Here is a 13,863-nt window from a genome sequence, read left to right as displayed (position 1 = left end):
CCCCAGCCCCAGCCCCGGCGCCGAATCCGGCACCTGCTCCCGCGCCGGAAAGCACGTACTACGCCAACTGCAGTGCGGTTCGCGCGGCTGGAGCCGCCCCCATTCTCGTCGGACAGCCCGGTTACGGAAGTCACCTGGACCGCGACGGTGACGGCATCGGCTGCGAGACGTAGGCCCGCAGCCAGGGGGTCGGGCAATCTGTCGGAGAGGCGGTGCCTATAATCTCGTCTGTTGTTTCATGTCGGGTCCGTCAGATCACCCCAGGAGTATCAGTGCGCCTCACACGCCGTCTTCGCCATTTCGGCCGTCCCGGTCGTCGTCCCCTCGTCAGCGCCGCAGCGGCGGGCCTCGCCGTGGCAGTGGTCGGTGCCCCCGTCGCCTCCGCAGTCGGTTTCTCCACCGGCGTCGTCGCGACCCCCGCGATCCCGCGGTGTGAACCGGACATCGTGGTCATCGTCCCGGGCGGAGGCCAGTCCGCCCCCGGGCTGCCGGACAACCTGCCCGTCGGCGCCTACACCTCCGACCTCGGGGCCCGGCTCGAGAAGTTCGGGACGTCCACCACCAGGACCGTCTCCTACGACACCGTCCCGTTCGTCTCCACGCCGTACACCGACAGCCAGGCGGACGGCATCACCAAGACACGCCAGCTCATCGCCCGCACAGCGGCCCAGTGCCCGTCGTCGACGATCAGTCTGACCGGGTACTCGCTCGGTGCGGACGTGGCGTCCCGCGTGGCCGCGGACATCGGGCACGGCCGCGGCCCGATCGACGTCGGACGGTTCGGTTCCGCCGCGGTGATCTCCAACCCCAACCGCGGAGCGGATTCCGTGGAGGGCGGTTCGGCCCGCGGCGGGGAAGGGGTCTTCGGCGCCCTGCCCGGCGGTTACGGGGAGCTCGCCGGCCGGGTCATGGACATCTGTGACAGTGCCGACTACATCTGCAACTCCGACGAGCGCACCCGCAACACCCGTGACCACGCCGATGCCCTGACCGAGACCTCCGCCGTGGACCAGGCCCTGACCGGAAGCTCTGACGTCCGGGGCGCGGAGAACAGGAACATGGTCGCCGAGGTCCCCTTCGGGCTCGCTCCCGGCCAGTACGCGCACGTGTCGAGCTACGGCGGCAACGGTGGGGTGAACCCCGCCTACGGGTTCCTGACCCGGCACTTCTGACCGCACTTCCGACCGGGGCGCGGTCGTCCCGTTTTTGGGGAACCGGACGGGGGAGTTGGTAGCCTACTGCGCAATGCCGAGTCCACCTTTCGTCCCACGCGTCGTCGGGGTGGTCGTCCTGCTGCTCGTGCTGGCGGCCGGAGCGACCTACCCCGCACGGGACACCGTGTTCCGCACCGTCGCAGGGGGAGCCGCGGAGTCACCGCTCGACGGTGCGGTGGCGGTGTTCACTGAGGCGGGGCTGCTGGCCCTGGTCGTGACGGCGGGTGCGGTCGCCGTGTGGTCGGCGTTCCGGGACCGTGAGGTGCTGCGTCGACTGGTGGTCGGCGGGGTGGGGGTCATCGTCGCCTACCTGGTCAGCGAGGTGACGAAGAACTTCGTCCGGCAGGCGCGGCCGTGTTCGTCCGGGGACGTCGCCACCGTCCTGACGTGCCCGGACGCGGGGAGCTGGGCGTGGCCGTCGAACCATTCCACGATCGCGGCGGCCTTCGCCGTGGCCTGCGCCTTCGCCCTGCCGAGACTGGGCTGGTTCACAGTCCCACTCGCAGTGACCGCGGCCTTCAGCAGGGTGGCGGCGGGAGTCCACTACGTGCATGACGTCCTCACCGGGCTGGCACTGGGGCTCGCCGTCGTCGTCCTGACCGTGACAGTGCTCGACCGTGTGGTCCCGGCGGTCCCGGTGCCGCGGGAACTGGTCAGGCGTCCGGGGAACCGTCGCCGGCCCCGTCCCGCAGCACGTTCTTCCGGACCTTCCCCGTCGACGTCCGCGGCAACTCGTCGATGACACGGTAGTCCCGCGGCACCTTGTAGCCGGCGATCAGTCCACGGCAGTGGTCGACCACGGACTGCTCGAGGGTGGGGCCCGGTTCGGCGTCGGGGGACAGGACGACGTAGGCGCGCAGGGCCTCGCCCCACTTCTCGTCGGGCACACCGATGACGGACACGTCCGCCACCGACGGATGGCTGATGATCGCCTGCTCCACCTCGATGGTGGAGATGTTCTCCCCGCCGGAGATCACCACGTCCTTCGCCCGGTCCAGGATCTGGATGTACCCGTCCGGATGCTTGACCGCCAGGTCACCGGAGTGGAACCAGCCGCCCCGGAACGCCTCGGCGGTGGCGTCGGGGTTGTGGAAGTACTCCCGCATCACGATGTTGCCCCGCATCACCACCTCGCCCATCGTCACACCGTCCTGCGGCACGTCGACCAGCGTCACGTCCTGCGGGGTGTCCTTCCCGATCTGCTCCACCACGCGCACCTCCTCACTGGTGACCATCGCCAGGCCCTGACGGGACTTCAGCCGGGCCCGTTCCGCGGTGGACAGCGACCCCCACCCCGGTTGCGGGGCGCAGGCGACGGTGGGGCCGTAGGTCTCGGTGAGCCCGTAGACGTGGATGACGTCGATGCCGAGATCCTCACAGGCGCCGATGACGGTGGGGCTGGGCGGTGCACCGGCGGTCGCCACGGACAGGCCGGAGACCGGGTGCGCCTCCTCGGCGCCGACGATCGTGGACAGGACCGCCGGGGCACCGCACAGGCCCGTGACGCCCTCCTCGTCGATGAGCCGCCAGATCTCCGGCCCACGCACCGCCCGCAGTGCGATCTGCGTGGCGGAGGCAGCCATCGCCGCCCAGCCGGTGCACCAGCCCGAGCAGTGGAACATCGGCAGCGTCCACAGGTACACGGTGTCGCGGGTGTAGGTGTGTGTCATGACCATGCCCAGGGCGGCGAGGTACGCCCCGCGGTGCGTGTAGACCACTCCCTTCGGCCTGCCGGTGGTCCCCGAGGTGTAGTTGATGGCGATGGCCGCGTCCTCGTCCTTGACGGTGTACGTCAACGGGACGTCGCCGTCGTTTCCGTCGCCGTCACCCTCGGCGAGGAACTCGTCCACGGTGGTCACCACCCCGGAGTCGGGGAAGCGGGGCTGCGGCTGGGTGCCGTCCGCGTCGTGGATGAGCACGAAGGTGTCGACCAGGCCCGCGCTGCCGAGGGTGCGGCGGCAGGCGAGGATGAGGTCCTGTTCGCCGAAGAGGATGCCGATGCCGGCGTGGTCGCAGATGTAGCGGACCTCCGCCGGGGCCAGCCGGGTGTTGATCGGGACCAGCACGCCCCCGGCCAGGGGGACGGCGAACTGGGCGAGGAGGGCCTCGTAGCTGTTCGAGGCGAGCATGCCCACGCGCCCACCGGGCCGCAGTCCACGGCGGAGGAGCGCGCGGGCCATGCGTTCGGCGTCCCGGTGCATCCGGGCGAAAGTCACCCGGCGGGGCCCGTCGACGCAGGCGGTCCGGTCCGGGTAGATCGTCGCGCTGCGGTCGAGGAAACGGAGAGGGGTCAGGGCGACGTCGAGGCCGGCGGTCATGGTGGTCCTTCTGGTCGGGAACGTTTTCCCAGAGGATATCGCCGGTGTCGCACCCGTGCGCCGCATCGCCGGGATCAACTACTCTTGGCGGGGAAACATCCGACGAGGGAAGGAACTGCCGTGAACACCAGCACCACCCGGCGACGGACTGCCGTCGCAGCCCTGGGGATCGCCGTGGCCGGCGCGCTCACCGCCTGCGGCGACAGCGGAGACAGTGGCGATGGCGGCGACGGTGGGGACGGCACCGCCGCGGGGGAAGCCCCGACAGCGACGGTCACCGAGACCGTCACCGCTGACCCGGGCGCCCCGGAGACCACGTCCGAACGTCCGACGCAGGACGGCACCGCCGGAGGAGTCGGTGTCACCAGCCTGGTCTTCGACGGCGCCGACCTCGCCTCACAGTTCACCGACGTGCAGTGCCGGCAGGACGGGGCGGACGAGTTCGAGATCGACCTGTGGACCGGGGACCGGGCGGACCACGTGGAAGTGGACCTCGACCTCCGGGACCAGCCGCGTGTCGACGGGCTCGGTGTCGACCGGGAAGGCAAGGAGTGGGAGTCCACCGACACCCAGGAACGTGACGCCACCGTCCAGGTCGACGGCGACACCTACCGGGTCACCGGGCAACTGGAGGTCGACGACGACCACCCGGACGCCGGTGACGTCGCCGACCTCGAGCTCGAGGTCAGCTGCGCCTGACCGACGACGGGCCGGTCAGCGCCAGGGATACTTCTGCTCGACGAGGAACTTCTCCACCTCGGTCGCCGAGGCGGTGAGCTTCGGGTCAAAGTCCAGGTACGCCTTCGTCTCGCGGGCGATGAGCCCCGAGAGAATCAGCAGACCGATGAGGTTCGGCAGGGCCATCAGGCCGTTCGCCAGGTCGGAGAACGTCCACGCGACGTTGAGCTCCATCGTCGCGCCGACGACGACCACGCAGGTGAAGATCACCCGGTAGGGGATCGTGGCGTGGTCGCCGAAGATGCGCTGTGCACTGCGCTCGCCGTAGTACGACCAGCCCAGGATGGTGGAGAAGGCGAAGAACACGATCGAGATCGTCACGATGTAGCCGCCCCAGTGCCCGGGCAGCGCCTCGGCGAAGGCGTCGCTGGTCATCGTGCCGGCGCGGTCCTCACCCTGGTCCCACACGCCGCTGGAGATGATGACCAGGCCGGTGAAGGACACCACGATGATGGTGTCGATGAACGTCTGGGTCATCGACACCAGTCCCTGCCGCACCGGGTGGGTGGTCTTCGCGGCGGCTGCGGCGATCGCCGCCGAACCCATCCCGGACTCGTTGGAGAAGATGCCGCGCGCCGCACCCATCTGCAGGGCCAGCAGGATTCCGGAACCGACGAACCCGCCGACGGCGGCCGTCCCGGTGAAGGCGTCGCTGAAGATCAGCACAAGCGCCTCCGGGATGCTCGCGGCGTTGATGGTGAGCACCACCAGTCCACCGATGATGTAGATGGCGATCATCAGGGGAACGAAACCGGAGGTGACCTGGCCGATGGCCTTGATCCCGCCGAGCAGGACGGCCCCGATCAGGATGAACAGGACGATACCGGTGACCGTGGGGTCGACACCGAAGGAGTTCTCGAGGTTCTCCGACACGGCGTTGGCCTGGGTCATGTTGCCGATGCCGAACGACGCGATCACGGCGGCGATGGCGAAGAACCAGGCCAGGAACTTGCCCAGGGGTCCCTTGATACCGCGCTCGAGGTAGCGCTGCGGGCCGCCGGACATGTTGCCCTTGCCATCGGTCACGCGGAACCTGACGCCGAGGAAGGCCTCGGAGTACTTCGACGCCATCCCCAGCAGGCCGGTGACCCACATCCAGAACAGGGCGCCCGGACCGCCGATGGAGATGGCGGTGGCGACACCGACGATGTTGCCGACGCCGACCGTGGCTGCCAGTGCCGTCGTCAGGGCCTGGTACTGGGAGATGTCTCCTTCACCACCGTCGTCCTCCCGGTCGATGAGCCCGAGGCGCAGCGCCGGAAAGAGCTTCCGGAACTGGACGCCACGGAGCCGGACGGTGAGGACGAAGCCGGTGGCGAAGAGCAGGGGAACGAGGAGCCAGGGGCCCCAGACGAACGAGGCGGTGGCGCTCAAGCCATCTTCGAAGCCCGAGGCGAGCAGCATGTCGGTGGTTAGCATGAGAGAAAGATATCCCGCCCAAGTTTCCGATGTGTAAGGAACCCCCGAAGTTTCCGTGTACCGGGGGAGCGCCCCGCAGCTGTGCGTCCACTGTGAGCGGGGGAACCGGGCATGCCAGTTTGCTGGGAATGGTGCTGACGGGGGACGTGCCGTATGGCTCTCGACCGGCGCGGACAGCTAGGGTAGACGCGGTCACGTCCTGCACAGATGTCGGGACGAGGAGAGAGATCACCGTGAAAGGTTGAGGTTTGTGAGTCAGAAGATCAAGGCGCCGAACGACAAGAACCGGAGCTTTCTCTGGGGGATCGTGGCGCTCGTCGTCATCTGCGTGGTGTTCATCGGTTTCATGGTCTTCAACGGCCGGAACGCGAACAGCGATGAGCTGAAGCCGGCGGATGTGTCGTTCTCTGTCTCCCAGAAGGACGGCATCGTGTCCCTCCGCGCGGAGGATGAGGCTGAGGACGTGCCCAACGTCGAGGTCTTCGAGGACTACAGCTGCCACTACTGTGCAGAGCTCACCGAGGTGGACAGCGACTCGATGCAGAAGGCCGTCGAGGACGGCAAGATGAACGTCGACATCCGGACCGTGAACTTCCTCGACAACGGCAACAACCCGTCCTCCACCCGCGGGGGAGTTGTTGCGCTGGCCATCGCCGACACCGGTGACGCAGGCGCGTTCTGGGCTTTCCACGAGAAGGCGTTCGGCGACCAGTCCACGGTTGCCCGTGACTGGGACTACGAGGACTTCGCGAATGCGGCTGAGCAGCTCGGCGTCGATTCCGAGGTGGTGGATTCCATCCGTGACGAGTCCGTCGTGGACAAGTACAAGCCGCAGCTGGAGCTGAACACCGAAGAGCTCAACAAGCGCATGGACGGGCAGGCTGCCACTCCCGCACTGTACGTCGACGGTCAGTCCCTCGAGATCGGTCGCGACCCGCAGAACCCGGAGAAGATGAAGGACTGGGTGCCGGATGTGATCGGCCGTGACGAGGCTGACGCTCCGAAGGAGTCCGGCGCCGCCACCGAGACGGAGTCCTCCGACTCCGAGTAGGTCCGGGTGGTCCGGGCTGTCCGGGCTGTCTGGGCTGTGCCCCCACACGTCGCTGACTCTCTCCACGGCGACGGTGGGGGCTTCGTGCTGTCGCCGGCCAGTCCCGCCAGCCCCGCCAGTAGCCCGGCTCAGTGTTGGTCGAAGGGGTCGTTGACCAACACTGAGGCGGGTTCTCAGGTCGGGTCCGGGCGAACCTGATCCCGGCGACAGGTCCGGGAACGTGCGCGGCCGACTGTCGCGCGAGAAAGGTCCGGCCCCGCTCTCCGTGTGGAGAGCGGGGCCGGACCTCGATGGTGGAGCTAAGGGGACTCGAACCCCTGACCCCCACACTGCCAGTGTGGTGCGCTACCAGCTGCGCCATAGCCCCGTACGCTGTAGTGAAGAAGAGGACTTCCTCGCTGCGGACGAGATATAACGTACCCCAGTGTTCGCGAACCGTGCAAACCAGCAGGTGGTGGACGGTGAGAGGTCGGTTACAGTTGTGCGGACCCGGGGTCCGGATGTGCGAGAATCGCAGGTACGGACACGACGGACACGACGGTCACGGCTCGCAGCGCAGTTGCAGTGGCCACGCCGGTCGCCGTGCCCACACGTCCACGCCAGAACCGATGGGAGATTCAGTGAGTGCAGCAGTAGAGACGCGTCCCGGGGCGCGTACCCCGGGCCTGTGGGGTGCGTCGACGGCGTACGCCGCGGGGCTGGTCCTGTTCGGTGTCGTCGGGCTGTTCATGTCGGGCCTTATCCTCTTCGACAAGATCAAACTCCTCCAGGACGCGGGCTTCACCCCGGCCTGCACGTTGAACGACGTCGTCTCCTGTACTGACGTCATGAACTCCGGCCAGGCCTCCGCCTTCGGATTCCCCAACCCGTTCATCGGACTGGTCGGCTTCGCTGTCGTGCTCGCGATCGGAATGGCGTTGTTCGCGGGGGCGAAGTTCCGGGCGTGGTTCTGGTACGGCTTCCTCGCCGGTCTGGTCTTCGCCGTGGGCTTCGTCCACTGGCTCGCCTTCGAGGCCGTGTACGAGATCGAGGCGCTGTGCCCGTACTGCATGGTGGTGTGGGCCGTGGTGCTCCCGCTGTTCGTCTCCACCGTGGTGCGGGTCGCGCGCTCGCGGAGTCTCGACCGCGGTGTGGAGCCGGCGTCCGGTCTGGCCGCGGTCGGGATGCCTGTCGCGGTGGTGGTGGTCTGGTACCTCGGCTTCACCGCGCTGATTCTGCAGCAGTTCGTGTTCTGACGGTGCGTGGTCTGCGCACCGGTTTGGCTGAGGCTCTGTCTGCGGCTAGACTGTCGTGCTGTGTCGCGACCCGGCTTTCCGGGCTCGCACGTAGCTTCCCCGGGCAGGTGTCTTCGGTCCGGGGAGCCTGATCAAATCCGATCAATCACGATCAACACCGCGCCGAGGTTCTGTGTGAGCAGCCCGGGGCGCACGACGAGAAAGGAGCGCCCGATGAAGGTCCGTAAGTCCCTTCGGTCGCTGAAGAACAAGCCGGGCGCCCAGGTTGTCCGCCGCCACGGCAAGGTCTTCGTGATCAACAAGAAGGACCCGCGTTTCAAGGCTCGCCAGGGCTAGAACCCGCGGATCCGGGTTGGTGAACCCCTCCCTGCCTGCCCCCTCACGGGGCGGCCGGGAGGGGTTCTTCGTGTATCGGGGGAGCAGGGGGCCACGGGTGAAATTACAAGCGTGATTTTTCGGCCCAACATGTAGTGCCGGCGTCTCCGGGCCACCTGCGAATACCCCGCTTGTAACTACTACATGTTGTATTTCACGGATGTTGTTACCCCAATATCTCGTAGGAAAATGGCTTGTATCCCGCTCCGGTCCCGGTGTAGTGTCGTCGTCATCAGCCCGGCAGGGGCGGTGCCGAGGGGCTTTCCGACGGCACCGCTGCACCGGGCCCCTCACCGCAGTACCGTCCGTCATTTTTCTTCAGGGAGTGCCTCGATGATCACCGTCTACACCAAGCCCGCCTGCGTCCAGTGCACCGCCACCAAGAGAGCTCTCGACAAGGCCGGACTGGACTACGAGATGGTCGACATCAGTCTCGACGACGAGGCCCGCGACTACGTCATGGCCCTCGGGCACCTCCAGGCCCCGGTCGTCGTCACGGAGGACGCCCACTGGTCCGGTTTCCGGCCGGACCGCATCAAGGCACTGGACGCCGCAGCGGCCTGATTCCGCCCCCGCAGGGGGCGGAACACCACCGGGGAGGACGCTGCGAGACACGCGGCGTCCTTCCTTCTTTTTATGTCTGACCACCAACAAACCCCTGGAGTGGTGTCTTCGTGGCTTCGCGCTCTGTACGCCGTCCCGGCGGCACGGCCCTTCGGTCGATGCTCGCCGACACCACGCCGCTGCAGTCGCCGCACTTCCGTCGGCTGTGGACCGCCAACATCGTCACGGTGGTCGGGGCGCAGCTCAATGTGATCGTCGTCCCGGCGCAGATCTACTCGATCACCGGCAGCTCCGCGTACGTGGGGTTGGCGGGCGCGTTCGGTCTGGTCCCGTTGATCGTGTTCGGCCTGTACGGCGGCGCCCTGGCGGACATGATGGATCGGCGGCGGCTGCTGATGATCACCACCGTCGGTCTGATCGTCACGGCCGTCGCCTTCTGGGCGCAGGCGGCCTCGGGTGTCGACAACGTCTGGCTGCTGCTCGGTATCTTCGCGCTGCAGCAGGCCTTCTTCGCGGTCAACCAGCCCACCCGGACCGCCATCACGGCCCGGATCGTGCCTGAGGGGTCTGTCGCGGCGGCGGTGTCGCTGAACATGACGGTCCAGCAGGCAGGGGCGATCGTCGGCCCGATCCTCGGCGGTCTGCTGATCCCGGTCACAGGGTTCGCCCTGCTCTACCTGCTCGACGCGTTCTGCCTGGGGGCGACGCTGTGGGCGGTGGCGAAGCTCCCGACCCTGCCGCCGGACACGGGCGGGGCCCCGGGCGCGTCGGCCCGGCGTCGGCGCACCCCGGGCTTCCGCAGCATCGCGGAGGGTTTCATCTACCTCGCCGCCATGCCGATCCTGCTGATGAGCTTCGTCATCGACCTCATCGCCATGGTGTTCGGCATGCCGCGGGCCCTGATCCCCCAGATCTCCACGGTGGACTTCGGGGAAGCCGGCGACGGTGGCCTCTTCTACGCCCTGCTCTTCGCGGCGGTGCCGGTGGGGGCCGTCCTCGGCGGGATCTTCTCCGGGACGGTCACCCGGTTGCGGCGCCAGGGCACCGGCATCGTGGTGTCCGTCCTGCTGTGGGGTGTCGCGGTCACGGTGATGGGTGTGGCGGTCAACCTGGCCGACGGGCGCGCGGGCCTGTGGGCCTGGGTGGCCGTCATCGCCTTCGTCCTGGGCGGGGTCGCCGACATGTTCTCCTCCGTCCAGCGCTCGGCGATGCTCCAGGAGGCCGCTGACGACCGGATGAGGGGACGGTTGCAGGGGGTGTTCCTCATCGTCGTCGCCGGCGGTCCCCGCCTGGCCGACATGCTGCACGGGTGGGCCGGTTCCGTGGTCGGCGCGGGCACGGCGACGCTCATCGGCGGGCTCCTCGTGATCGTCGGTACCATCGTCGCTGTAGCGGTGGTCCCGTCCTTCCTGGCGTACGTTCCTGCCCGGTTCGCCGAGAGCAGAGAGAAGTAGAGAGGACAGTCACCCATGCTCATCGTCTATTTTTCCTCCACCACCCGGAACACCGACCGCTTCGTCCGGAAGCTGGGGCTGCCTGCCGCGCGGATCCCGTTGCGGCGTTCGGACCCGGCGCTGACGGTGGACGAGCCCTTCGTCCTGGTCTGCCCGACCTACGGCGGGGGCGCCTCGATCACCGGGGACGATTCCCGACCCGTACCGAAACAGGTCATCCACTTCCTCAACGACCCGTCGAACCGTGCACTGCTGCGCGGGGTCATCGCGTCGGGCAACCTCAACTTCGGCGAGGACTTCTGCCGGGCGGGGGAGGTCATCGCGGCCAAGTGCGGCGTGCCCTACCTGTACCGGTTCGAGCTCATGGGCACGCCTGGCGACGTCGCCCGGGTCCGTGAGGGTCTGGCGGAGTTCGAGGACTCGCTCCGGCAGGACGGGCGCTGGGAGGTCGTGGCATGACATAGGCCGCCGACTCCAGTAGACATAGTCAGATACGCACACCGTCAGTTCCACATCAGTTCCACAACTTTTTTCACAACGGGGAGAGCAATGACCACCGATCTCGGGAAGACCGTCGCAGAGCCGGTCTCACAGGCCGATCAGCTGGACTACCACCAGCTCAACGCACTACTGAATCTGTACGACGCCGACGGTCGGATCCAGTTCGACAAGGACCGCGAGGCCGCCAACCAGTACTTCCTGCAGCACGTCAACCAGAACACCGTCTACTTCCACGACCTCGAGGAGAAGATCGGCTACCTGGTCGAGAACAAGTACTACGACCCGGAGGTGCTCGACAAGTACGAGTTCGCCGACGTCAAGGCCCTCTTCAAGCGTGCCTACGCCCACAAGTTCCGGTTCAAGACCTTCCTCGGGGCGTTCAAGTACTACACGTCCTACACGCTCAAGACCTTCGACGGACGCCGCTACCTCGAGCGCTACGAGGACCGTGTGTGCATGGTCGCCCTGGGCCTGGCGGACGGCGACATCGAGCTCGCCGGGCACCTCGTCGACGAGATCATCGGCGGCCGGTTCCAGCCGGCGACCCCGACCTTCCTGAACATCGGCAAGGCCCAGCGTGGCGAGCCGGTGTCCTGTTTCCTGCTGCGTATCGAGGACAACATGGAGTCCATCGGCCGCTCCATCAACTCGGCCCTGCAGCTGTCGAAGCGGGGTGGCGGCGTGGCGCTGCTGCTGAGCAACCTGCGTGAGACCGGTGCGCCGATCAAGCACATCGAGAACCAGTCGTCCGGTGTGATCCCGGTGATGAAGCTGCTGGAGGACTCCTTCTCCTACGCCAACCAGCTCGGGGCCCGGCAGGGTGCCGGTGCGGTGTACCTCAACGCCCACCACCCGGACATCATGAAGTTCCTCGACACCAAGCGGGAGAACGCCGACGAGAAGATCCGGATCAAGACCCTGTCGCTGGGTGTGGTCATCCCGGACATCACCTTCGAGCTCGCCAAGCGCAACGACGACATGTACCTGTTCTCCCCGTACGACGTGGAGCGCATCTACGGCCGTCCTTTCGCCGACATCTCGGTGACCGAGCACTACGAGGAGATGGTCGAGGACCCGCGGATCAGCAAGCGGAAGATCAACGCCCGCCAGTTCTTCCAGACCCTCGCCGAGATCCAGTTCGAGTCCGGCTACCCGTACATCATGTTCGAGGACACGGTGAACAAGGTCAACCCGATCGAGGGGCGGATCACCCACTCGAACCTGTGCTCCGAGATCCTCCAGGTCTCCACGCCCAGCGAGTTCAACGACGACCTGACCTACTCCCACGTCGGTGAGGACATCTCCTGCAACCTGGGGTCGCTGAACATCGCCGCCGCCGTGGACTCCGACAACTTCTCCCGGACCATCGAGACCGCCATCCGCGGTCTCACCGCGGTGTCCGACCAGACCGCGATCGACTCGGTGCCGTCGATCCGGGAGGGCAACGACGGCTCCCACGCCATCGGCCTGGGGCAGATGAACCTGCACGGCTTCCTCGGCCGCGAGCACATCCACTACGGCTCGGAGGAGGGACTGGACTTCACCAACGTCTACTTCGCCGCGGTGATGTACGAGTGCCTCAAGGCCTCCAACGCCATCGCGCGTGAGCGGGGGACGACCTTCCGCAACTTCGAGAACTCCGACTACGCCTCCGGTGCGTTCTTCGACTCCTACGACCCCGCCACGTTCCAGCCGCGCACCGAGAAGGTCGCCGCGATCATCGAGGGGTCCTCGATCCACGTCCCGACCGCCGAGGACTGGGCGGAGCTGAAGGCCGCGGTGATGGCGAACGGCCTGTACAACCGGAACCTGCAGGCGGTGCCGCCGACGGGGTCGATCTCCTACATCAACAACTCGACGTCGTCGATCCACCCGATCGCGTCGAAGATCGAGATCCGCAAGGAAGGCAAGATCGGCCGCGTCTACTACCCGGCGCCGCACATGGACAACGACAACCTCGAGTACTTCGAGGACGCCTACGAGATCGGCTACGAGAAGATCATCGATACCTACGCGGTGGCCACCAGGTACGTGGACCAGGGACTGTCCTTGACCCTGTTCTTCAAGGACTCGGTGACCACGCGTGACATCAACAAGGCGCAGATCTACGCCTGGCGTAAGGGCATCAAGACCCTGTACTACATCCGCCTGCGCCAGACCGCCATGGCCGGCACCGAGGTCGAGGGCTGCGTGAGCTGCATGCTCTGACGTCGTACAGGTCAGACACGAACACCCTGGGGTCCTGTTCGGGACCTCAGGGTGTTCGTGTCAGGTGAGCCGGACGACGGCGCGGCGGGGGAGACTACTCCCCGTCGCGCGAGCCGAGCTTGGCGTCGATGCGCAGCAGCCCGGAGCCGTCGTTGCCGACGGTCTTGATCCAGTCGATGATGTCGTTGACGGAGGACTCCTCCTCGATCTGCTCGGCGAGGAAGAAGTTGATCAGCTGGCGGGAGTCGATGTCGCCGGTCTCGTCCGCGGTACGGGCGAGGTCGCGGATCATCTCGGAGACCTTCTGCTCGTGGTTGAGCGCAGCCTCGAAGGCGTCGAGCGGGGTGGCGATCTTCAGCGACGGCAGCTCGATGTCGGTGAGGTCGACGCGGGCCTCGCGGTCGAGGAGGTGCGCGGCGAACTTCGCGGCGTGGTCGCGCTCCTCGTCGGCCTGTGCGCGGAACCAGTCGCGCATGCCGAGGAAGGAGAGACGGTCCATCTCGTAGGACAGCTGGGTGTAGATGAGGGACGCCTGGTGCTCGGCGACGACCTGCTTGTTGACGGCTTCCTGGAACTTCTCGTTGATGCTCATGGCTGAAACGGTACTGATCGGTTTAACCTTTCTCTAGCCAGTTCAGGCTAACCAACCAGTTATATGTGCAGGTGAAAAGGCATGTCTGCCCTAACTGCGGCTTGCCTCCGCTACCTTTCCTGTGACGGCAAAGGTGCAGGTGGCTGCCGTGTCGGCGGCAGGGTGCGGGGGTCGCGGGCGGACAGGTGTCGTTG

14 protein-coding genes and 1 tRNA gene are annotated in these 13,863 nt (G+C 66.9%); 11 read left to right on the top strand and 4 right to left on the bottom strand.

The genetic code is table 11. The features are described 5' to 3' along the window. The 3 genes from Q0A34_RS05675 to Q0A34_RS05665 form a co-directional block, all read left to right on the top strand. Positions 1 to 173, top strand: a 173-nt coding sequence (locus Q0A34_RS05675) for an excalibur calcium-binding domain-containing protein (protein ID WP_291479038.1), incomplete at its 5' end; no start/stop codon positions are given. Between the two features lie 99 nt (positions 174 to 272). Further along, on the top strand, positions 273 to 1,172 hold the full coding sequence (locus Q0A34_RS05670) for a cutinase family protein (protein WP_291479035.1): 900 nt from the start codon (positions 273 to 275) through the stop codon (positions 1,170 to 1,172). Positions 1,173 to 1,245: 73 nt separating this feature from the next. Next, the gene (locus tag Q0A34_RS05665) at positions 1,246 to 1,956 is read left to right on the top strand and encodes a phosphatase PAP2 family protein (RefSeq protein WP_291479034.1); all 711 of its coding nucleotides are present in this window, start codon (positions 1,246 to 1,248) and stop codon (positions 1,954 to 1,956) included. On the opposite strand, the gene Q0A34_RS05660 is transcribed toward Q0A34_RS05665, so the two are convergent. Continuing rightward, positions 1,868 to 3,532, bottom strand: coding sequence for an AMP-binding protein (locus Q0A34_RS05660; RefSeq protein ID WP_291479033.1), 1,665 nt, complete (start codon positions 3,530 to 3,532; stop codon positions 1,868 to 1,870). The genes Q0A34_RS05665 and Q0A34_RS05660 overlap by 89 nt on opposite strands. A 120-nt stretch (positions 3,533 to 3,652) precedes the next feature. Here Q0A34_RS05660 and Q0A34_RS05655 point away from each other — a divergent pair, with 120 nt between their 5' ends. Then, positions 3,653 to 4,231, top strand: a complete 579-nt coding sequence (locus Q0A34_RS05655) for a lipoprotein LpqH (RefSeq protein ID WP_291479032.1) — start codon at positions 3,653 to 3,655, stop codon at positions 4,229 to 4,231. 15 nt (positions 4,232 to 4,246) lie between these two features. Here the strand turns inward: Q0A34_RS05655 and Q0A34_RS05650 are convergent, their stop codons facing one another. Next, positions 4,247 to 5,674, bottom strand: coding sequence for a sodium:alanine symporter family protein (locus Q0A34_RS05650; RefSeq protein WP_291479037.1), 1,428 nt, complete (start codon positions 5,672 to 5,674; stop codon positions 4,247 to 4,249). Positions 5,675 to 5,939: 265 nt separating this feature from the next. Between Q0A34_RS05650 and Q0A34_RS05645 the strand changes: the two genes are divergently transcribed. Next, a complete protein-coding gene (locus Q0A34_RS05645) occupies positions 5,940 to 6,740 on the top strand; it encodes a thioredoxin domain-containing protein (protein WP_291479031.1) in 801 nt (266 codons plus the stop codon). A gap of 291 nt (positions 6,741 to 7,031) precedes the next feature. Here the strand turns inward: Q0A34_RS05645 and Q0A34_RS05640 are convergent. Further along, a tRNA-Ala gene (locus Q0A34_RS05640) sits at positions 7,032 to 7,107 on the bottom strand. A gap of 253 nt (positions 7,108 to 7,360) precedes the next feature. Between Q0A34_RS05640 and Q0A34_RS05635 the strand changes: the two genes are divergently transcribed. The 6 genes from Q0A34_RS05635 (at position 7,361) to nrdE (ending at position 13,077) form a co-directional block, all read left to right on the top strand. Next, positions 7,361 to 7,975 (top strand): vitamin K epoxide reductase family protein, encoded by a 615-nt coding sequence (locus Q0A34_RS05635; RefSeq protein WP_291479030.1) that lies wholly within the window; start codon positions 7,361 to 7,363, stop codon positions 7,973 to 7,975. A 213-nt stretch (positions 7,976 to 8,188) separates the two neighbouring features. Further along, positions 8,189 to 8,311: a type B 50S ribosomal protein L36 gene (ykgO, locus tag Q0A34_RS05630; RefSeq protein ID WP_012732041.1), complete on the top strand. Its 123-nt coding sequence runs from the start codon at positions 8,189 to 8,191 to the stop codon at positions 8,309 to 8,311. 372 nt (positions 8,312 to 8,683) lie between these two features. After that, a complete protein-coding gene (nrdH, locus tag Q0A34_RS05625) occupies positions 8,684 to 8,914 on the top strand; it encodes a glutaredoxin-like protein NrdH (protein WP_038549888.1) in 231 nt (76 codons plus the stop codon). A gap of 158 nt (positions 8,915 to 9,072) precedes the next feature. Further along, the gene (locus Q0A34_RS05620; protein ID WP_291479036.1) at positions 9,073 to 10,368 is read left to right on the top strand and encodes an MFS transporter; all 1,296 of its coding nucleotides are present in this window, start codon (positions 9,073 to 9,075) and stop codon (positions 10,366 to 10,368) included. 15 nt (positions 10,369 to 10,383) lie between these two features. Then, positions 10,384 to 10,827 carry a class Ib ribonucleoside-diphosphate reductase assembly flavoprotein NrdI gene (nrdI, locus tag Q0A34_RS05615; protein WP_291479029.1) on the top strand — a complete coding sequence of 148 codons (444 nt, stop codon included), beginning with the start codon at positions 10,384 to 10,386 and terminating at the stop codon, positions 10,825 to 10,827. 90 nt (positions 10,828 to 10,917) lie between these two features. Then, positions 10,918 to 13,077 carry a class 1b ribonucleoside-diphosphate reductase subunit alpha gene (nrdE, locus tag Q0A34_RS05610; RefSeq protein WP_291479028.1) on the top strand — a complete coding sequence of 720 codons (2,160 nt, stop codon included), beginning with the start codon at positions 10,918 to 10,920 and terminating at the stop codon, positions 13,075 to 13,077. A 94-nt stretch (positions 13,078 to 13,171) separates the two neighbouring features. Here nrdE and Q0A34_RS05605 read toward each other — a convergent pair whose 3' ends face one another. After that, on the bottom strand, positions 13,172 to 13,669 hold the full coding sequence (locus Q0A34_RS05605; RefSeq protein WP_291479027.1) for a ferritin: 498 nt from the start codon (positions 13,667 to 13,669) through the stop codon (positions 13,172 to 13,174). Between the last annotated feature and the right edge of the window lie 194 nt (positions 13,670 to 13,863).

The sequence above is a fragment of the Corynebacterium sp. genome (genome assembly GCF_022712195.1).
Classification (GTDB): Bacteria; Actinomycetota; Actinomycetes; order Mycobacteriales; family Mycobacteriaceae; genus Corynebacterium.
The sequence above is the reverse complement of the archived record's forward strand: the minus strand, read 5'-3'. Positions and strand labels throughout refer to the sequence as shown.